This is a genomic window from Arsenicicoccus sp. UBA2120, assembly GCF_002330965.1.
Classification (GTDB): Bacteria; Actinomycetota; Actinomycetes; order Actinomycetales; family Dermatophilaceae; genus Arsenicicoccus; species Arsenicicoccus bolidensis.
In genome coordinates this window covers 1-19,578 of record NZ_DCYC01000076.1, presented here as the reverse complement: position 1 = coordinate 19,578, position 19,578 = coordinate 1, and the positions used below count along the sequence as shown (strand labels likewise).

Sequence of the window (19,578 nt, the reverse complement as noted above, 5' to 3'; positions counted from 1 at the left end):
CCGCTCCCCCAGCTGCCTCGCCTACACGTCCTACCTGTCGTCGCTGACCACCCAGGGCTCGTATGCCGTGGCCGCAGCCGGCGTGCTGCCCTGCTTCTGGATCTACCAGGACGTGGGCGACCACCTGCTCAGCCAGGCCGGCTCCCTCGACGCCCACACCTACGGCGACTGGATCGGGATGTACTCCGACGAGGAGTTCGCCGCCTCGGTGGGCCGCGCCAAGGCGATCGTCGACCGGTGCGCCGAGGGCGCCGACGACGCCACCGTGGAGCGGATGCACGAGGCGTACTCCACGGCGGCGCGCTACGAGTGGATGTTCTGGGACGCCGCCTGGCGCCGGGAGAGCTGGCCGGTCTGAGTCCCCCGGCGGGTCGGGTCAGTCGACGAGCTCGGTGGTCGAGCTGTCGTGGTGCACCCGGTTGCGCACGGCGAACCACGAGCCGACGAGGATGACGAACCAGACGGGAGTGACGAGCAGCGCCTGGAGGGTGTCCTTCTCCTGGGTCAGGAGCACCAGCACCACGGCGAAGAACGCCAGGACGACATACGGCATGAAGCGCGCCCCCGGCATCTTGTAGACCGACCGCGCGTGAGCCTCGGGGTGGCGGCGCAGGTAGACGATGTAGCTGAGCAGGATCAGGCCCCAGACGACGATGAACAGCACGGACGAGATCGTGGTGACCACCGTGAAGGCGCCCATGACGCTGTCGTTCAGCATGAGCAGGATCGACGTGGCGACCAGCAGGACCGAGACGAACAGGCCGTTCTGCGGGACGTTGTGCCGGGACAGCCGACCGAACGCGGCGGGCGCCATGCCCTTGTGCGAGAGGCCGTAGAGCATGCGTGACGTGGAGAACAGCCCGGAGTTGCAGCTCGACGACGCCGAGGTCAGCACCACGAAGTTCATGACCGTGGCGGCGGCGGCGAGCCCGGCGAGGCTGAACAGGTTGACGAACGGCGACTGCCCGGCGTCGATCTTGTCCCAGGGCGTGACGGTCATGATGACCAGCAGCGCCAGGACGTAGAACACGATGATGCGGACCGGGATCGAGTTGATGGCCCGCGGCATGGTCGTGGTGGGGTCCTTGGTCTCGGCGGCGGTGGTGCCGATGAGCTCGATGCCGACGAACGCGAACACGGCGATCTGGAAGCCGGCGCCGAACCCGTCGAGGCCCTTGGGGAAGAAGCCGCCACGGTCCCAGAGGTAGGTGATCGATGCCTTGGTGCCGTCCGGGGAGGTGAAGACCGTGACGAGCATCCAGATGCCCATGATGATCAGGGCGACGATCGCGATGACCTTGATGATCGCGAACCAGAACTCCATCTCGCCGAACAGCCTGACGGTGAGCAGGTTGAGGAACAGCAGGAACCCGAGCATGACCACGGCGAGGACCAGCGAGAGGGGCTTCATCTCGGTGGGGTGGTCGGGGTTGACCCAGAAGTTCCAGTAGCCGGCGACGGCGATGATCTCGGCCATGCCGGTGACGACCCAGCACAGCCAGTAGGTCCAGCCGGACATGAATCCGGCCCAGGGGCCGAGCATCTCGGCGCAGAAGTCCTGGAAGGACTTGTAGTCGAGGTTGTGCAGGAGCAGCTCGCCCATGGCGCGCATGACGAAGAAGAGCATGACGCCGACGGTGAGGTAGACGAGCAGGATCGAGGGGCCCGCGGCGTGGATCGTCTTACCGGAGCCCATGAACAGGCCGGTGCCGATCGCTCCGCCGATGGCGATGAGCTGGACGTGGCGGTTGGACAGGTTTCGCTGGAGCTGGTCACCGGACTCGGGCGCGGGGTGTGTCCCGGGAGAGTGAGCATCAAGGGTTGCCATGCTGACCTCGCTGTGGTGGGTGCGGGTCCACGACGGTGTGGGACCCCTTTTGGAGTGTATGCGCGGGTCCGCATAGCTCCTCGGGCGGGGTGCAGCCTTGCACACCCCAGGTGAGCGCGGCCGCGAGCTCCGCTGCGCGAGAAGCGATACTGGCGTCATGAACACTGTTCAGGAGACGCTGCTGCGCGACTGGGACCGGGATCACCTCTGGCACCCCTACTCGACCTTTCCCGCCACCTCGTCGCCACACCTCGTGCGCTCCGCCGAGGGGGTGCGGCTGCGGCTGGACGTCGACGGCGAGACCCACGAGGTCGTGGACGCCATGTCCTCCTGGTGGTGCGCCATCCACGGGTATGCCGTCCCGGAGCTCGACGCGGCCGCGCACGACCAGCTGGGCCGGATGAGCCACGTGATGTTCGGCGGGCTGACGCACGAGCCCGCGATCCGCCTCGGCCGGCGGCTGGTCGAGCTCGCCCCACGTGGTGGCGGCGACGAGTTCCCGCTCCAGCACGTCTTCCTCGCCGACTCGGGGTCCGTGGCCGTCGAGGTCGCTCTCAAGATGGCCTGGCAGCACCACGTCGCCCTCGGGCGGCCCCGGCGACGCATGTTCACGATCCGCGGCGGCTACCATGGCGACACCTTCGCCCCGATGAGCGTGTGCGACCCCGAGGGCGGCATGCACTCGCTGTTCACCGGCGTGCTGCCCGAGCAGGTCTTCGCACCGCGCCCACCGGGCGGCCTCGACCGGGACGGCAGCGATCCCGCGATGGCGGCCTGGGAGCGGGAGACGCGCAGGCTGTATGCCGAGCACGCCGCCGACGTCGCGGCGGTCGTCGTCGAGCCGATCCTGCAGGGCGCGGGCGGGATGCACGTCTACAGCCCGTACGCCGTGCGGGTGCTCGCGTCGCTGGCCCGCGAGTCGGGCGCGCTGCTCGTGGTGGACGAGATCGCGACGGGCTTCGGCCGCACGGGGACGCTGTGGGCCTCGGACCGGTGCGGGATCGTGCCGGACATCATGACGGTCGGCAAGGCCCTGACCGGCGGCTATCTCACGCTGGCGGCGACGCTGTGCACCAGCGAGGTGGCCCGCACGGTCAGTGGCGGCGCGGCCGGGGCGCTGATGCACGGGCCGACGTTCATGGGCAACCCCCTGGCGTGCGCCGTCGCCCTCGCCTCGCTGGACCTGCTCGAGGCCCGCGGCTGGGCGTCCGAGGTCGCCCGCATCGAGCGGGGGCTGCGCACCGGGCTCGCACCTGCTCGATCCCTCCGCCACGTGCGGGACGTCCGGGTGCTGGGCGCCGTGGGCGTCATACAGCTGGACGAGCCCGTCCGGGTCTCCGAGGTGACCGCGGCTGCCCTGGACCGGGGTGTCTGGGTGCGGCCGTTCCGGGACCTCGTCTACACGATGCCGCCCTACGCGTGCTCGGAGGCCGAGGTCGCCACCATCACCCGCGCGCTGGTCGAGGCCGTCGCGCTGGCGCACGGCTGAGAGGCTGATGGCCATGAGCACCGAGAGCACCGCCCCCGTCATCGTCGTCACGGGCACCGGCACCGACGTCGGCAAGACCGTCGCGACGGCGGCCCTCGCCGTCGGGTTCCGCGAGCAGGGCCTGCGCGTGGCCGTGGTCAAGCCCTGCCAGACGGGGGTCGGGCCGGATGAGGACGCTGACCTGGCCGAGGTGCGCCGGCTCGCCGGTGAGCTGCAGACGCACGAGCTGGTGCGCCTGCCCGAACCGCTCGCGCCGGACACGGCCGCCCGGCACGCCGGCATCGACATCCCGCCGGTGCCGGTCCTGGCGTCCCAGGTAGCCCAGGTGTCGCGGCGCGCGGACGTCGACCTGGTCCTCGTCGAGGGTGCCGGTGGGCTGCTGGTCCGGCTCGACCTGGCCGGTGGCACCCTGGCCGACCTGGCACTGTGCGTCCAGGAGCTCGGCCTGCGGGTCGGCGTCGTCGTGGTGGCCACCGCCGGGCTCGGCACCCTCAACCACTCGGCGCTGACGGCCGAGGCGTTGCAGCTGCGCGGCCTGGACTGCCTGGGGTTCGTGATCGGGTCGTGGCCCGAGCACCCCGACCTGGCCATGCGGCTCAACCTGGAGGACCTGCCGGAGGTGACCGGCGCACCCCTGCTCGGTCGGATCCCGGCCGGGGCGGGGTCGTGGGACGCCCAGACCTTCCAGGACCGCGCCGGCGCCTGGTTGCCGATCTTCTAGAGCCGCAGCGACCTAACCAGGGGCGCGTCAGCGCAGGGTCAGCGCGTCGGCGTCACCGTCGCGGTCGACGACCACCGTCTGCCCGTCGCGGACGTCGCCGCCGAGCAGCGCCTTGGCGAGGCGGTCGCCGATCTCGCGCTGCACCAGCCGGCGCAGCGGTCGGGCGCCGTACGCCGGGTCGTAGCCGGTGAGGGCCAGCCACTCGCGAGCCGCGTCCGTCACCTCGAGGGTGATCCGGCGGCCGGACAGGCGACGCCCCATCTCCTCGACCTGCAGGCCGACGATGTGGCCGAGCTCGTCCCTGGACAGCGGATCGAAGATCACGACCTCGTCCAGGCGGTTGAGGAACTCCGGCTTGAACGCCGTCCGCACGGTCGCCATGACGGCGTCGCGCTTGGCGATCTCGTCCAGCGTCGGGTCGACGAGGAACTGCGACCCGAGGTTGGAGGTCATCACGAGGATGACGTTGCGGAAGTCGACCGTCCGCCCCTGCCCGTCGGTGAGGCGACCGTCGTCGAGGACCTGCAGCAGGATGTCGAAGGTCTCCGGGTGGGCCTTCTCCACCTCGTCGAGCAGCACCACGCTGTAGGGACGACGCCGCACGGCCTCGGTCAGCTGCCCGCCCTCCTCGTAGCCGACGTAGCCGGGAGGCGCGCCCACGAGGCGAGCCACCGAGTGACGCTCGGAGTACTCCGACATGTCGATGCGGACCATGGCGCGCTCGTCGTCGAAGAGGAAGTCGGCGAGCGACTTGGCCAGCTCGGTCTTGCCGACGCCGGTGGGGCCGAGGAAGAGGAAGGAGCCGGTCGGACGGTCGGGATCCGCGACCCCGGCCCGCGAGCGCCGGACCGCGTCGGACACGGCCTGCACCGCCGCGGCCTGGCCGATCAGCCGCTCGCCGATGACCTCCTCCATGTGCAGCAGCTTCTCGGTCTCACCCTCGAGCAGGCGGCCGGCGGGGATGCCGGTCCACGCGGAGATGACCTCGGCGATGGCGTCGGCGTCGACCTGCTCCTGCACCATGGGTCCGCCTGCGGCGACCGCCGAGACGGCCGCCTCGGACTCGGCGGCCTGAGCCGCCTCGACCTCACGCTCGAGGCGGGGGATCTCGCCATACATGATCGGAGCCGCATCGTTGAGCCGGCCCTCGCGGACCATCATGTCCGCGCGCGAGCGTGCCTCGTCGAGCTGAGCCTTGAGCTCACCGACCCGGTTGAGGCCGGCCTTCTCGGCCTCCCAGCGGGCGTTGAGACCCGCGAGCTCCTCGCTGCGGTCGGCGATCTCCTTGCGGAGCCGCGCCAGCCGCTCGCGAGAGGCGTCGTCGGTCTCCTGCTCCAGGTGCAGCTCCTCCATCTTGAGGCGGTCGACCTGGCGGCGGAGCTCGTCGATCTCGACGGGCGAGGAGTCGATCTCCATGCGCAGCCGCGACGCCGCCTCGTCGACGAGGTCGATGGCCTTGTCGGGGAGCTTGCGGCCGGTGATGTAGCGGTCGGACAGCGCGGCCGCGGCCACGAGGGCCGAGTCGGAGATCGCGACCTTGTGGTGCGCCTCGTAGCGCTCCTTGAGCCCACGCAGGATCGCGACGGTGTCCTCGACGGACGGCTCGCCCACGAAGACCTGCTGGAAGCGCCGCTCCAGGGCCGAGTCCTTCTCGATGTTCTCGCGGTACTCGTCCAGGGTGGTCGCGCCGATGAGCCGCAGCTCGCCGCGGGCCAGGAGGGGCTTGAGCATGTTGCCCGCGTCCATGGACGAGTCGCCGGAGGCGCCGGCGCCCACGATCGTGTGGATCTCGTCGATGAAGGTGACGATCTCGCCGTCGGACTGGCGGATCTCGTCGAGGACGGCCTTGAGCCGCTCCTCGAACTCGCCGCGGTACTTGGCCCCGGCGACCATCGCACCGAGGTCGAGGGAGATGAGCCGCTTGTTGCGCAGGCTCTCCGGGACGTCCCCGGCGACGATGCGCTGGGCGAGGCCCTCGACGACGGCCGTCTTGCCGACGCCGGGGTCCCCGATGAGGACGGGGTTGTTCTTGGTGCGCCGGGACAGGACCTGCACGACGCGGCGGATCTCGGAGTCACGGCCGATGACCGGGTCGAGCTTGCCGTCGCGGGCCACCTGGGTCAGGTCCGTGCCGTACTTCTCGAGGGCCTCGAAGGTGCCCTCGGGCGTCGCGGACGTGACCTTGCGGCCGCCACGGACCTGGGGGATCTGCGCCTCGATCGCGTCGGGGTCGAGGCCGAAGCGTCCGGCGCGGGCGACCGCCGCCAGCAGCTGGTCGGTCGAGATGTAGGTGTCGCCCATCGCCGCGGCCGCGTTGCCGGCCTGCTGCAGGACGGACGCGGTGGCCTGGGAGGCCCCGGGGGTGCTGGTGGACCCGGACACGGTCGGGAGGCCGGCGAGCACCTGGGCGGCGGCGCGGCCCACGGCCTGCGGGTCGGCGCCGGACGCGGTGATCAGCGGTCCGGTGGTGGTGTCCTGCTGGCCGAGCAGGGCGAGCAGGAGGTGGGCGGGCTCCACCTGCGCGTGGTGCGCTGCGGTGGCGTCGTGCACGGCCGCGTTGACGGCCTCGGCCGACTTGGTGGTCAGCTCCATGTGGGGCGGCTCCTCTGGTGGGACGGACAAGGGGTGTATGCCGGAAGGCCCGGCCTCACCTGGTGCAACCTCGACAGAGTTGAGCCTATTCCGCTCAACCCTGAATGCGTCGGCCACCGAGCCGTTCCGACGGCCGAACATCGTGCGACATCAGGGTGAACAGCTGGTGACTGCACGCCGCGGCGTCAGGCCCCCGGTTCGCGGTCGTGGTTTCGCGCCGCACAATAGGTCCCGTGGACGTTTCCCTCATCCTCCTCGTGCTGGTGGTCATCACGGCTCTGGCCTTCGACTTCACCAACGGCTTCCACGACACCGGCAACGCGATGGCGACGTCCATCGCGACCGGTGCCCTCAAGCCCAAGACCGCGGTCGCCCTCTCCGGCATCCTCAACCTCATCGGCGCCTTCCTCAGCGTGGAGGTCGCCCTCACGGTCACCAACGCCGTCATCAAGATCCAGAACAAGGACGGGTCCCCGATCACGACCCTCATGGCCGACCACGGCCAGGCGCTCCTGCTCATCGTGCTGGCGGGCCTCATCGGCGGCATCGTCTGGAACCTCCTGACCTGGCTCCTCGGCCTGCCGTCCAGCTCGTCGCACGCGCTCTTCGGCGGCCTGATCGGCTCGACCATCGCCGCCATCGGCTGGGCCGGCGTCAAGTGGAACGGCGACGGCAGCAAGCTCGACGGCGTCGTCGGCAAGGTGATCATGCCGGCGCTCCTGTCCCCCGTGATCGCCGCCGTCATCGCGGCGTCCGGCACCTGGCTGATCTACAAGATCACCGAGGGCGTCAACGAGCGGTGGAAGGAGTCCGGCTTCCGCTGGGGCCAGATCGGCTCGGCCTCGCTCGTCTCCCTGGCCCACGGCACCAACGACGCGCAGAAGACCATGGGCGTCATCACCCTGGCCCTCATCGGCTACGGGTCCCACACCGACACCCACTCCGTGCCCTTCTGGGTCAAGTTCTCCTGCGCCGTCGCCATCGCGCTCGGCACCTACCTCGGCGGCTGGCGCATCATCCGCACGCTCGGCAAGGGTCTCGTCGAGATCGCCTCGCCGCAGGGCATGGCGGCCGAGTCTGCGTCGGCCGCCGTCATCCTCACCTCGAGCCACCTGGGCTTCGCGCTCTCGACGACGCACGTCGCCACCGGCTCGATCCTCGGCACCGGCATCGGCAAGAAGGGCGCCGAGGTCCGCTGGGGCGTCGCGGCCCGCATGGTCGCCGCCTGGCTCATCACCCTCCCCGCGGCGGCCGCCGTGGGGGCGATCATGTGGTTCATCGGCCACGCCCTCGGCGGGCTCCTCGGGGTCATCACGATCTTCGCCATCCTGTGCGGCCTCGCCGGCTACATGTACCACCGGTCCCGCCAGGCGCCGGTCGACCACAACAACGTCAACGACGAGTGGGACGCCTCCGGCGTGCCGGCCGAGACGGCCGACGCGCTCGCGTCCTCGCGCTCGGCTCGCTGAGAGGAGTTCGTCATGCTGCACAACCTCGGGCTGCTCTTCGACGCGGCGTGGAAGGTCCTGGCCGTCGGGCTGCTCCTCGGCGCCGGACTGCCTGCCCTGTTCGCCCTCGGGATCCGGTCCATGGCCTACGGCGTGGGAGGCGCGGCCGAGATCGACACCACGGCGTCGCCGCACCCGGTCGGCCGAGCCCTGGGCATCCTCTGCTTCGCCCTCGTGGCGGCAGCCGTCCTGCTCGGCATCACCATCATCGTGGCGTCCGGCTTCGGCAAGTCCGTCAGCTTCGAGCACATCTTCCCCGTGCTCGTCGACAAGCACTGATCGCCTCCCCGATGACCACCAATCCCTTCACCCGACTCCTCGGCTGGTTGCGCGGCGGCTACCCCCAGGGCGTCCCGCAGTCGGACTACGTGGCACTCTTCGGCATCCTGCACCGCGACCTCACCGAGACCGAGGTGGCCGAGATCGCCGTCGCCCTCCGCAAGGACCGCGGCGTCCCCGACTCCGAGATCAGCCGCGAGGAGATCGCGGCCGGCATCCGCCGCGTCGCGATGGAGAAGCCCTCCGAGGAGGACATCGCCCGGGTGGCCGGCCGGCTCGCCGCTGGCGGGTGGCCGCTCGCGACGGGGGCGGCCGCGGCCGAGCCGGTCGCCCAGCACGACCCGCACGCCCAGCACGACCCGCACGACGACGCCGTCGGCAACCCGTCGCCCGGCAGCGGCTGAGGCCATGATGGAGAGCCCCCGATCTCTGAGGAACCGGCCATGACCTCGTTCATCGAGCGCGCGCTCAACTGGCTGCGCGCCGGCTACCCCGGCGGTGTCCCCGACACCGACTACCAACCCCTGCTCGCGCTGCTGCGCAGACGGCTGACCGACGACGAGGTCGACGAGCTCGGTCAGGAGCTGGTCCGTCGTGGCATGGTGCCGGCGGGCAAGATCGACGTGGGCGTCGGCATCACGAGGGTCATCGACGAGCTCCCCACCGAGGAGGAGATGCACCGCGTCGGCGAGCGCCTGCGCGAGGGCGGCTGGCCCGTCGACCTCGACGAGGCACGGCGACGCCGCGAGGAGTGACCCGCTGACGCAGACCCCACCCCCCCCACCACCTCGCGTGCCAGACTCGGCACGGGAGGTGGTCCTGCGTCCGGAGGAGGCGAGCATGGACTGGTGGCTCGGCTGGTTCGCATGGTTCGACTGGCCACCCACGCCGGGCAACCTCGGCGTCGAGCTGCTGGTGCTGCTCGACCTGGCGTTCCGCGTGGTGGCGGCCTCGGTCGTGTCCAACAACCGCCGGCCCTCGAGCGCCGTGGCCTGGTTGCTCGCGATCTTCTTCATCCCGTTCCTCGGGCTCTTCGCGTTCATCCTCATCGGGTCGCCCAAGCTGCCCCGCCGCCGCCGCAACAAGCAGCGCCGCGTGTCGGAGGTGATCCTGCAGCGCACGGCCGACATGGACACCCAGGGGCCGGACTCGGCGCCGCCGTGGCTGGAGCCCCTCGCCCGGATGAACCGGCGACTCGGCGCCATGCCGATGGTCGCGGGGTCGGACGCCACCGTCGAGACGGACTACGTCCGGTCGCTGGAGATGATGGCCGAGGAGATCGACCTCGCCCGCGAGTACGTCCACGCCGAGTTCTACATCCTCAGCCTCGACGAGACGACGACACCGGTCTTCGCGGCCCTCGAGCGGGCCGTGGCCCGTGGGGTCGAGGTGCGGGTCCTGTTCGACCACCTGGCCTCCCTGCGGATCCCGGGCTACCGCCGGACGATCAAGCGCCTCGACGCCATAGGTGCCCAGTGGGCCCGGATGCTCCCGTTCACGCCGTTCAAGCGCGAGATCCTGCGCCCCGACCTGCGCAACCACCGCAAGCTGCTCATCATCGACGGCGCCGTGGGCTACATCGGCTCGCAGAACCTCATCGACGCGCGCTACGGCAAGCGGCGCAACCGCCGGCTCGGGCGCGAGTGGATCGACATCATGGCGCGCTTCACCGGACCGGTGGTGCTCGAGCTGGACGCGGTCTTTCGCACCGACTGGTACTCCGAGACCGACGAGCTCCTCGACGTCGGCTCCACGCAGGGGCTCCCGGAGGTGCGGGCGACCGGCGACCTCTACGCCCAGTGCGTGCCCAGCGGCCCGGGCTTCGAGGCCGAGAACAACCTCAAGCTGTTCAACGCCCTGATCTACAACGCCCTGCACTCGGTGCGCATGATCAGTCCCTACTTCGTGCCGGACGAGTCGCTGCTGATGGCGGTCACGACCGCGGCCCAGCAGGGGCTCAAGGTCGAGCTGTTCGTGTCGGAGCAGGGCGACCAGTTCCTGGTGCACCACGCCCAGCGGTCCTACTACGAGATCCTGCTGGACGCCGGCGTGGAGATCTGGATGTATCCCCAGCCCTACGTCCTGCACGCCAAGACCCTCACGGTCGACGGCCAGACCTCGGTCATCGGGTCGTCCAACCTGGACATGCGCTCGTTCACCCTCAACCTCGAGGTGTCGGCCCTCGTCGAGGGGCGCGAGTTCGCCCAGGACCTGGAGGCGTTCGAGGATCAGCTGCGGTCCCGCTCGCGCAGGCTGGACCTCGCGGAGTGGCGACGTCGGCCGTGGCACGAGCAGGTCGCGGACGGCTTCTGCCGCCTCACCTCCGCGCTCATGTGACCTGCCGTATGCCGGGGTGGAGAGGGCTCAGACCACGTCGACGAACACGGGGTTGGTGTAGAACCACGTGTCGGCCCAGGGGTTCCCGGCGTCCGGGGTCCCGTCGTGCGGGACCGGACCGTGGGGATCGACGGCGGCCCCGAGCGGGCCGACGCCGTGGCGGTTGCCGTCGCTGCCGCGCAGGCGCAGGTAGCCCGAGTGCTCCGCGACGAGCTCGAGGCGCAGCGTGACGGGTCCGCGGCGGCCGCCGGTGTCCCAGGTGCGCACCACGCGGGTGCCGGGCGCCCGCCAGGTGTCGCGGTCGGTCGCGGGCCCGGTGACCCTCCCCTGGATCACGTCCACGTGCGCGAGCTGCGGCAGGATCCCCCAGGCGTTGCGATAGGTCGTGGGGTGGACGGTGACCGTCAGGGTGATGCTGGAGCCGCGGCGGACGCGGATGCGGCCGCCGAGCGTGGCGCTGACCTGCCGGCCACCCGCATGGCCGCGACCGCGACCCGCCGGTCCGCCACCGGTGACCTCGACCTCGACGCGGTTGACCAGGTGCCCGTGGTCGACCCAGCTGCGGCCCCCGCGCAGGGCCTGCATGACGGCGCGGTAGCTGCGACGCTCGACGCCCGTGTGGTTGCGGCTGAACTTACCGGGCCAGTAGTCACCGCCCCCCTGGGGATCGGCGGTGGGGACGGGGTCGGGGCGACGGCCCAGGGTGTCGAAGGTCTCGCCGGGCGGGTACGCGCCGACCGTGGTGCGGTCGCGCGACTCGTTGTGGTGGTCGGAGTTGGTGGTGATCCAGCAGGGCCTGGCCCTCGGCCAGCAGGGAGTCCCAGAGGCCACCGACGACCGAGCTGGCCCAGTCGAAACCGCCCCTCGTGCGATAGGCCTCGAGCGGGTAGCCCGGCCAGGAGTAGGCCGAGGGCGCGTTCTCGTACTCCCCACGCTGGTAGCCGGGCGCCCGGTTGGTCCCGAAGGCACCCGCCTGTGCCCCCGGGGCCCCCTCCATGCCGATCATGATCTCGGGGGCGGCGTCACGCCAGGCGCGCAGCTCGTGCGGCGAGTCGATGCCCAGCCGCAGCGGGTGGTTGGCGAGGACCAGCACGTCGTCGACGACGCCACGGCGCCGTTCGGCCGCGAGCCATCGCAGCGCCTCGACCGCCTTGGCCTCCCACTCGGCGACCTGCGGGGTCCCGGGGGTGGGCTTCTCCCACCGGTTGAGCTTGCCGTCCCACAGCCTCTCGAACTGGCGCAGCAGATCGGCGTCGTTGTCGCCGGGCGCGACCATGACGGTGCAGTGCTCGGCCGCCGGGATGTACCACTCCAGGCCCTGGTAAATGAGCAGGTCGGGGTACTGGCGCCGCATCCGCTGCAGGACCTGGCGCTCCAGGTGCGCGCCCTTGTCGTGGTGCCCGACGTTGGAGTGCTCGGTGAACACCATCCAGTCGACGCCGAACTCGTGGGCCCGCGCGACCTGCGTCTCGACGAGGTACTTCGCGTCGTGCGAGAACACCGTGTGGACGTGGTGGTCGCCGACGAGCCAGTCGTAACGGTCGTGGCGCGGCCGCCGCCCGGCGGGTGCGGCACCGGCGTCCGGCGCCGCGAGGACCCCGGGCAGCAGACCGGCTCCGAGAGCCGCGGCCCCCGCGGCCCCCGCGGCCGTCAGGACGCGGCGACGGCTCGCACCCGTGGCGGTCGGGAGGGGCGTGACCGGCTCGTCCCAGACGTGGGGAAGCGGCTGATGGTCCTGCTGGGGGGGAGCCGTCGCGGCACATGTCACGGGCCTCTCTGCTGGCAGCGGGTTCTCCAGGACGCTAGGTGGCCCAGGCGTCCAGGCCGGCCCTGGACGGTGAACGCCGCGCGACCGCTGCGGGACGGGGTGGTTCCGGGGCCGCCCGGTGACCGCCGTCGTAGGCTGGGAGCCATGGCTGGCATCGAGATCGTGCAGGGCGACATCACCACCCAGGCGGTGGACGCGATCGTCAACGCCGCGAACTCCTCCCTCATGGGTGGCGGTGGCGTGGACGGGGCGATCCATCGCGCCGCGGGGCCCACGCTGCGCGAGGAGTGCCGTCACCTGCGGGCCACGGACTACCCCGAGGGCCTGCACGTCGGTGACGCCGTCGCCACGGGCGCGGGCGACCTGCCCTGCCGCTATGTCATCCACACCGTCGGCCCCAACCGGCACGAGGGACAGATCGACCCCCGGCTGCTGGCGTCGTGCTACACCCGCTCGCTGGACGTCGCGCAGCAGCTGGGCGTCCGGACGATCGCCTTCCCGGCGGTGAGCGCGGGCGCCTATGGCTGGAAGGTCGCCGACGTCGCGCGCATCGCCCTGACGACGGTCGCGGCTCACTCCCGGGACGGGATCGACCTGGTGCGGTTCGTGCCGTTCGACCCCACGTCCTACACCGCGTTCGAGGCCGCCTGCGTCGGGCTGGGGCGGTCGTGAGGCGCTGGCGCGTCGCGGCCGGGCAGCTCGCCAGCACCGACGACAAGCAGCACAACCTCGAGCAGGCCTGCCGCCTGGTGGCCGAGGCTGCGGAGGCCGGCGCCCGGCTGGTCGTCCTCCCCGAGGCGACGATGATGACCTTCGCCGTGCCGCTGGGCCCGCACGCGGAGCCCCTCGACGGCCCCTTCGCCGAGGCCCTGCGCGAGGCCGCGCGCACGCACGAGATCACCGTGGTGGCAGGGATGTTCGAGCCCGCCGACGACGGGCGGGTGCACAACACCCTCCTGCTCACGGGGCCGCACGCGGAGGCCACCTACCGCAAGGTGCACCTGTTCGACGCCTACACCACGACGGAGTCCGAGACGGTCGCTCCGGGGTCGGGCTACGTCAGCGTGGAGGTCGACGGCGTTCGCGTGGGGCTGGCGACCTGCTTCGACGTGCGGTTCCCCGACCAGTTCACCGAGCTGGGCCGGGCCGGCGTGGAGCTCGTGGCGCTGCCGGCGTCCTGGGGCGACGGTCCGGGCAAGGCACAGCAGTGGGACCTGCTGACGGCCGCGCGGGCGCACGACTCCCAGGCCTGGCTGGTGGCCGCCGGGCAGGCCTGGCGTGCCGACTCCGTCCGCAAGCCCCTCGGCATCGGGCGCAGCGCCGTCGTGGACCCCACGGGGGCCGTGCGGGCGCGACTCGGCGGGTCGCCGGACCTGCTGGTGGCCGACATCGACCTCGACCTGGTCGAGCGCACCCGGGCCCAGGTGCCGATCCTGTAGGGCCGAGCGGGTCGGACCGGCACACCCACGGTGACGGATTCGCCCTTCGCCATCACCCAGCGTATTTGGTTACGGCGCTTGGGCTTTCACCTGGGCACCTGAGGACGGGAACGCGGGCGCCGGCTCCTCCCCCTCGGCTACATTGCGGCCATGGGACGCCACTCTGCCCCTCGGACCATCCCCAAGGTCGCGGTCCTCGCCCTGCCCATCGCTGCCGTCATCGGCATCGCGGGGGCCGCCGCGTTGGTCAACGACGACTCACCTGGGGACGCCGCCGCAGGCTCGACGTCCCCGCGCACCGGCCTGTCGGCCTGCTCCTCGGTCACGCCGATGCGGGTCACCACCACCGAGGAGCTCGCGCCCGTGCTGGGCCAGGTGGCCCAGCGGCAGGAGACGCGCGGCGACGACTGCATCGACTACACCGTCGACGTGCAGAGCTCGTCCGTGACCGCGTCCGGTCTCATGAGCGGGGCGGACGACCGCACGCAGGTGTGGATCCCCGACTCCAGCCTGTGGGCCGAACGCGTCACGTCCGCGGCGCCCAGCACCAAGATCGACATGGGGCCCGTCGTCGCGACGTCGCCGGTCGTCTTCGCCATACCGCGCGGCGCCGCCGGCACGGCGCGCCCCGGACCGCTCACGTGGTCCCAGCTGATCGCGCAGCGCGCCGTCCCCCTCAAGGTCGCGAGCCCGGAGCGGAGCACCCCGTCCCTGCTCGCCCTGCTCGGCGCCAAGCAGGCCGTCGCCTCCTCGCCGCAGGACGCCCGAGCGCTGCAGGGTCTCCTGCTGACCCTGTCCCGCAGCACGGTCGACGAGGCCGACCTGAGGCGACAGGCCCTGACGCCGGCCGCGTCCGCGCCTGCCTTCCCCACCTCCGAGCAGCAGCTCGCCCACCTCAACCAGGCCAACCCCAAGACGCCGCTGCGGGCGATGACCCCCAGCGACGCCACGCCCCAGCTCGACTACCGCATGGTGACCGTGGCCGGCAAGAACGCCCCGTCTGCGGCCGCCGTCGCCAAGCTGCAGGACGCCCTGGCCGACGCCCAGTCGGTCGACGCGCTCCGCAAGGCGGGGTTCCGGATCGGCGAGTCCGACGGCCCCGACCTCGCCGGTGTGCCCGCCACCCTCCCCAAGGTCATCGCGACACCGCGCGCCAGCGACGCCGATACCGCCCTGCGCACGTGGGTCACCATGTCCCGCCAGACCCGCATGCTCGCGGTCATCGACACCTCCGAGTCGATGAAGAAGCCGGCGATCCCCGGCATGAACCGCCTCCAGCTCGCGTCCGGGGCCGCGCTCAAGGCGCTCGAGAAGTTCCCCCCGAGCAGCCAGATCGGGCTGTGGACCTTCGACCTCGCGCACGGCTCGCAGGACAAGGACTGGGTCGAGCGCGTCCCGATCCGGCGCGTCGACGCGACCTCGGGACCGATGACCCAGCGCCAGGCCCTCGCCCGGGCCGGTGGCAGCGTGCAGTGGCAGCGCGCCAACGGCACCGCCGTCCACGACACGATCTGGGCGGGCTACCAGCAGCTGCAGCGCACCTACCAGCCGGACTACGCCAACGCTCTGGTGCTGCTGACGGATGGCAAGAACGAAGACCCCGACTCCCTCAGCGAGGCGCAGCTGGTCGCCAACCTCGAGCAGGCCAGCAAGGACAGCTCCCGGCCGGTCCGGATCGTGCTGATCGCGATCAGCCAGGACGCGGATCTCGGGGCCCTGCAGCGCATCGCGGCCGCGGTCCCCGACGGTCAGGCGTACGACGCTCGTCGGCCCGAGAACATCTACGGCATCATGCAGACCGCCCTCACGACGCGGGAGATCGTCGCCCCGGCGCAGTAGCTCTCACGCAGGAACTCGTACGCAGGAGCTCTCAGCGCGGCGCCCCGGGACGCCAGACGACCAGTGCCTGGCTGGTCGAGCGGGCGGCCCGCGGACGCTGACCGGGTGGCATGGCCACGACGTCGCCGCGGCGACCCGCGGCGAACACCCGGTGGCCGTACAACGCCTGCGGGCGCAGCTGCTCGACCTCGGACCGAGCGTCCGCGAGCCTCGCCTCGAGGGCGCTGACGTGGCTCTCGAGGTCGAGGATCCGCCGTATGCCGGCCAGGCTCACGCCCTCCTCCTGGGAGAGCCGCTGCCCCTCGCGCAGCTGGGCGACGTCGCGCGCGCTGTAGCGCCGCCCGCCGCCCCCGGACCGCTTGGGCACGACGAGGCCGAGCCGGTCGTACTGCCGCAACGTCTGCGCGTGCATGCCCGCCAGCTGCGCCGCCACCGAGATCACGAAGATCGGGGCGTCGTCGTCGGAGACGAACTCGCGTCGCTCGCGGCCGGGCACGAGATCACGCCCTCGCGGCGCGGGCCCGCAGGTCGGCGCGGACGTCGGTCTCGGCGTCCTCCGCGGCCAGGACCTCGACGGCGGCCCGGGCCTCGTCGGTGAGCCGCTGCGGGACGACGACGTGGACGGTGACGATCAGGTCGCCGGTCGCCGACCTGGTGGCGATGCCGCGGCCCTTGACCCGCAGCCGCTGGCCGCTCTGGGTGCCGGCGCCGAGCCGGACGCCGACGAGGTCACCGCCCAGGGTGGGCACCTTGATGGTGGCGCCCAGCGCCGCCTCCGCGAAGGTCACGGGGACCTCGACGGTCAGGTTGTCGCCGTCCCGGCCGAACACCTCGTGCGGGGTGACGGTGACGTTGAGGAAGAGGTCACCGCGGGGCGCCTGCGGGTCGCCGAGGCCGCCCTTGCCGCGGAGCCGGATGCGCTGGCCGTCCCTGACCCCTGCGGGGATCCGGGTGGTGATGCGCTCGCCGTCGGCGGCGGTCAGCGTGACGGTGTCGCCGCGCACCGCCTCGGGGAAGCCGATGGTGACGGTGGCCTCGACGTCGGCGCCGGGCCGCGGGCCGGTGGGGGCGCCATACGCGCCGTATCCCTGCCCGAAGGGGCTCTGGCCCCCTCCCCCGCCGAACATGCGCAGGAGGTCCTCCATGTCCGGCTGGCCGCCGCCAGGTCCGCCGCTCGTGGTGAACCGCATGCCGGGGCCGCCCGCGCCGCCACCGGTGAACAGGTTGCTGAAGACGTCCTCGAAGCCGCCGTTGCCGCCGGCCCCGGGGGCGAATCGCGCTCCGCCGTGGGCCATCTGGCGGATGGCGTCGTACTGCTTGCGCTGCTCGGCGTCGGAGAGGACCGCGTAGGCCTCGCCGATCTCCTTGAACCGCTGCTCGGCCGCCTCGTCACCCGGGTTCTGGTCCGGGTGCAGCTTGCGGGCGAGCTTGCGGTACTCGCGCTTGATGGTCGCCGCGTCGGCGTCCTCGGCGACGCCGAGCGTGGCGTAGAAGTCCTTCTCGAACCAGTCCTGACTGGCCATCGGCGACTCCTTCCATGGGTCAAAGGTGCTACGCAAAGGGGGTGGTGCCCGGCCGGCCCGCCAGTCGTGCTGGCGGGCCGGCGTGGGCGGTGCTACTGCGGGTCGGCGACCGAGACGCGGGCTGCGCGCAGCACTCGGTCGCCCTGCCGGTAGCCGGGTTGCAGGACCTGGACGACCGTCGTGGTGGTGGCTCCCTCGGGGAGCTCCGCCTGGACGTGCATCAGGGCCTCGTGCAGGGCCGGGTCGAACTCGTCTCCCGGCTCGCCGTAGGCCTCGAGGCCGAAGCGGCCGAGGGCCTGCTGCAGCTTGTCGGCGATCGACGCGAAGGGCGTGCCCTCGCCGAGGTCGCCGTGCTGGCGGGCCAGCGCGATCTCGTCCAGGACCGGCATGAGCGCCTCGATCACCGAGGCGGCGCCCAGGTCCTTGATCAGGACCTTGTCGCGGTCGACACGCCGCTTGTAGTTGACGTACTCGGCCTGCAGGCGCTGCAGGTCGGCGAGCCGCTCGGCGGCCAGCACCGTGTCGGGGTGCTCGCCGTCGGCCTTGGCCCGCTCGGCCACGGCGTCCGCCTCGGCCGCGCCGACCTCGGCCTCGTGCAGGGCCGACTCCTCGGCCGAGAACGGGTCCTGCGGCATGCCGCTCTGCTGGTCACCGGGCTCGTGCTGGTCTGACGGGTCGGACATCGGGGTCTCCCTGTCGTCGCTCGAGGTGGGTGCGGGGGTGTCGGGAGCCGGCTGGCGCACCTCGCCCGTGGCGGGGTCGATGCGTCGCTTGTCCCGGATCACCGGGCCGGTGGGCTCCCCCTCGGGAGAGCCCACGCGACCGGTGGTGTCGTCCGTCACTTCTTGTCCGTGTCGTCGTCCACGACCTCGGCGTCGATGACGTCGTCATCGGCCTTGGCCTGGCCGGCGCCGGCAGCACCGCCCGCGGCACCCGCCGCGCCGGCTCCGGCAGTGCCCGCACCCGCGGCGCCCTCGTCGGACTGCTGCGCGTAGAGCGCGGCGCCGAGCTTCTGAGACTCCTCGGAGAGCGTGGTGGCCTTGGTGGAGATGTCCTCGGACGAGGTGCCCTCGGCGGCCAGCGCGTCCTTGAGGTCCTTCAGCGACTCGTCGACGGGCTTGCGGCCGTCCTCGGGGAGCTTGTCGGCGTTGTCGGCGAGGAACTTCTCGGTGGAGTAGACGAGCTGCTCGGCGTTGTTGCGAGCCTCGGCCTCCTCGCGCCGCTTCTTGTCCTCGTCGGCGTGCGCCTCGGCGTCCTTGACCATGCGGTCGATCTCGTCCTTGGACAGCGCGCTGCCGCCCGAGATCGTCATCGACTGCTCCTTGCCCGTGCCCTGGTCCTTGGCGGACACGTGCACGATGCCGTTGGCGTCGATGTCGAAGGTCACCTCGATCTTGGGCATGCCGCGGGGGGCCGGGGCGATGCCGGTGAGCTCGAAGGTGCCGAGACCCTTGTTCTGCTGGGCCAGCTCGCGCTCGCCCTGGAAGACCTGGATCAGCACGGACGGCTGGTTGTCGTCGGCGGTGGTGAAGACCTCGGAGCGCTTGGTCGGGATGGCCGTGTTGCGCTCGATGAGCTTGGTGAACAGCCCACCCTTGGTCTCGATGCCCAGGGACAGCGGCGTGACGTCGATCAGCAGGACGTCCTTGCGCTCGCCCTTGAGGACACCGGCCTGCAGGGACGCGCCCATGGCCACGACCTCGTCGGGGTTGACACCCTTGTTGGGCTCCTTGCCCGTGAGCTCGTTGACCAGGTTGGACACGGCCGGCATACGGGTCGAGCCACCCACGAGGACGACGTGCGCGATGTCCCCGACGGAGATGCCCGCGTCCTTGATGACGCTGTGGAAGGGCGCCTTGGTGCGCTCCAGCAGGTCCGCGGTCATCTGCTCGAACTGGGTGCGCGTGAGCGTCTCGTCCAGGTGGATCGGGCCGTTCTCACCCATCGAGAGGTACTGCAGGTTGATGTTGGTGCTGGTCGCGGTGGACAGCTCCTTCTTGGCCTGCTCGGCGGCGTCCTTGAGGCGCTGCATGGCGATCTTGTCCTTGGACAGGTCGACGCCGGTGTTGTTCTTGACCTGGGTCAGGAGGTGCTTGACGATCCGGTCGTCCCAGTCGTCGCCGCCGAGGCGGTTGTCACCGGCGGTCGCGCGCCCCCGGGTGGTCGAGAAATCGTCGTCCTTTCCCCCTTCGAGCAGCGAGACGTCGAACGTTCCCCCCCCCAGGGCGAAGACGAGGATGAGCTCGTCCTCCCTT

18 protein-coding genes and 1 pseudogene are annotated in these 19,578 nt (G+C 71.6%); 11 read left to right on the top strand and 8 right to left on the bottom strand.

The window, feature by feature from the left end:
- Positions 1-358 (top strand): annotated as a pseudogene (locus B2P18_RS12755) (thiaminase II); the annotation flags it as partial.
- Positions 359-376: 18 nt separating this feature from the next.
- Here B2P18_RS12755 and B2P18_RS12750 read toward each other — a convergent pair.
- A complete protein-coding gene (locus B2P18_RS12750) occupies positions 377-1,828 on the bottom strand; it encodes an amino acid permease (protein WP_286960455.1) in 1,452 nt (483 codons plus the stop codon).
- Positions 1,829-1,985: 157 nt separating this feature from the next.
- On the opposite strand from B2P18_RS12750, the gene B2P18_RS12745 reads away from it, so the two are divergent.
- Complete coding sequence (locus tag B2P18_RS12745; protein ID WP_286960451.1) at positions 1,986-3,317, top strand: adenosylmethionine--8-amino-7-oxononanoate transaminase; 1,332 nt, start codon at positions 1,986-1,988, stop codon at positions 3,315-3,317.
- A gap of 13 nt (positions 3,318-3,330) precedes the next feature.
- Positions 3,331-4,038: a dethiobiotin synthase gene (gene bioD / locus B2P18_RS12740; protein WP_286960449.1), complete on the top strand. Its 708-nt coding sequence runs from the start codon at positions 3,331-3,333 to the stop codon at positions 4,036-4,038.
- Between the two features lie 27 nt (positions 4,039-4,065).
- Here bioD and clpB read toward each other — a convergent pair whose 3' ends face one another.
- A complete protein-coding gene (gene clpB / locus B2P18_RS12735; RefSeq protein WP_286960447.1) occupies positions 4,066-6,630 on the bottom strand; it encodes an ATP-dependent chaperone ClpB in 2,565 nt (854 codons plus the stop codon).
- Positions 6,631-6,863: 233 nt separating this feature from the next.
- On the opposite strand from clpB, the gene B2P18_RS12730 reads away from it, so the two are divergent.
- The 5 genes from B2P18_RS12730 to cls all read left to right on the top strand — a co-directional run bounded on the left by B2P18_RS12730 (position 6,864) and on the right by cls (position 10,754).
- Complete coding sequence (locus tag B2P18_RS12730) at positions 6,864-8,099, top strand: inorganic phosphate transporter (protein ID WP_019284995.1); 1,236 nt, start codon at positions 6,864-6,866, stop codon at positions 8,097-8,099.
- Between the two features lie 12 nt (positions 8,100-8,111).
- Complete coding sequence (locus B2P18_RS12725) at positions 8,112-8,417, top strand: hypothetical protein (protein ID WP_019284996.1); 306 nt, start codon at positions 8,112-8,114, stop codon at positions 8,415-8,417.
- Positions 8,418-8,428: 11 nt separating this feature from the next.
- Positions 8,429-8,821 carry a DUF3349 domain-containing protein gene (locus B2P18_RS12720; RefSeq protein WP_029210811.1) on the top strand — a complete coding sequence of 131 codons (393 nt, stop codon included), beginning with the start codon at positions 8,429-8,431 and terminating at the stop codon, positions 8,819-8,821.
- A 39-nt stretch (positions 8,822-8,860) separates the two neighbouring features.
- The gene (locus B2P18_RS12715) at positions 8,861-9,172 is read left to right on the top strand and encodes a DUF3349 domain-containing protein (RefSeq protein ID WP_019284998.1); all 312 of its coding nucleotides are present in this window, start codon (positions 8,861-8,863) and stop codon (positions 9,170-9,172) included.
- 85 nt (positions 9,173-9,257) lie between these two features.
- The gene (gene cls / locus B2P18_RS12710) at positions 9,258-10,754 is read left to right on the top strand and encodes a cardiolipin synthase (protein ID WP_239261250.1); all 1,497 of its coding nucleotides are present in this window, start codon (positions 9,258-9,260) and stop codon (positions 10,752-10,754) included.
- Between the two features lie 27 nt (positions 10,755-10,781).
- On the opposite strand, the gene B2P18_RS12705 is transcribed toward cls, so the two are convergent.
- Both B2P18_RS12705 and B2P18_RS12700 read right to left on the bottom strand, forming a co-directional pair.
- On the bottom strand, positions 10,782-11,339 hold the full coding sequence (locus B2P18_RS12705) for a hypothetical protein (protein WP_286960444.1): 558 nt from the start codon (positions 11,337-11,339) through the stop codon (positions 10,782-10,784).
- 64 nt (positions 11,340-11,403) lie between these two features.
- Complete coding sequence (locus B2P18_RS12700) at positions 11,404-12,522, bottom strand: PHP domain-containing protein (protein WP_286960442.1); 1,119 nt, start codon at positions 12,520-12,522, stop codon at positions 11,404-11,406.
- A 144-nt stretch (positions 12,523-12,666) separates the two neighbouring features.
- On the opposite strand from B2P18_RS12700, the gene B2P18_RS12695 reads away from it, so the two are divergent.
- From B2P18_RS12695 to B2P18_RS12685, 3 genes are all read left to right on the top strand, one after another.
- Entirely contained in the window at positions 12,667-13,194 is a 528-nt protein-coding gene (locus B2P18_RS12695; protein ID WP_029210813.1) for an O-acetyl-ADP-ribose deacetylase, read from the top strand.
- On the top strand, positions 13,191-13,961 hold the full coding sequence (locus B2P18_RS12690; RefSeq protein ID WP_286960440.1) for a carbon-nitrogen hydrolase family protein: 771 nt from the start codon (positions 13,191-13,193) through the stop codon (positions 13,959-13,961). Before B2P18_RS12695 ends, B2P18_RS12690 begins: the two co-directional genes overlap by 4 nt.
- Positions 13,962-14,111: 150 nt before the next feature.
- Positions 14,112-15,800 carry a substrate-binding domain-containing protein gene (locus B2P18_RS12685; protein ID WP_286960439.1) on the top strand — a complete coding sequence of 563 codons (1,689 nt, stop codon included), beginning with the start codon at positions 14,112-14,114 and terminating at the stop codon, positions 15,798-15,800.
- Positions 15,801-15,831: 31 nt separating this feature from the next.
- Here B2P18_RS12685 and B2P18_RS12680 read toward each other — a convergent pair whose 3' ends face one another.
- The 4 genes from B2P18_RS12680 to B2P18_RS12665 form a co-directional block, all read right to left on the bottom strand.
- Entirely contained in the window at positions 15,832-16,296 is a 465-nt protein-coding gene (locus B2P18_RS12680; RefSeq protein ID WP_286960436.1) for a heat shock protein transcriptional repressor HspR, read from the bottom strand.
- A 4-nt stretch (positions 16,297-16,300) separates the two neighbouring features.
- A complete protein-coding gene (locus tag B2P18_RS12675) occupies positions 16,301-17,323 on the bottom strand; it encodes a DnaJ C-terminal domain-containing protein (protein ID WP_286960434.1) in 1,023 nt (340 codons plus the stop codon).
- 92 nt (positions 17,324-17,415) lie between these two features.
- Positions 17,416-18,165: a nucleotide exchange factor GrpE gene (locus B2P18_RS12670; RefSeq protein WP_286960432.1), complete on the bottom strand. Its 750-nt coding sequence runs from the start codon at positions 18,163-18,165 to the stop codon at positions 17,416-17,418.
- Positions 18,162-19,578: Hsp70 family protein (locus tag B2P18_RS12665; RefSeq protein WP_286960430.1), on the bottom strand; the 1,417-nt coding region annotated here is incomplete at its 5' end. The genes B2P18_RS12665 and B2P18_RS12670, both read right to left, overlap by 4 nt.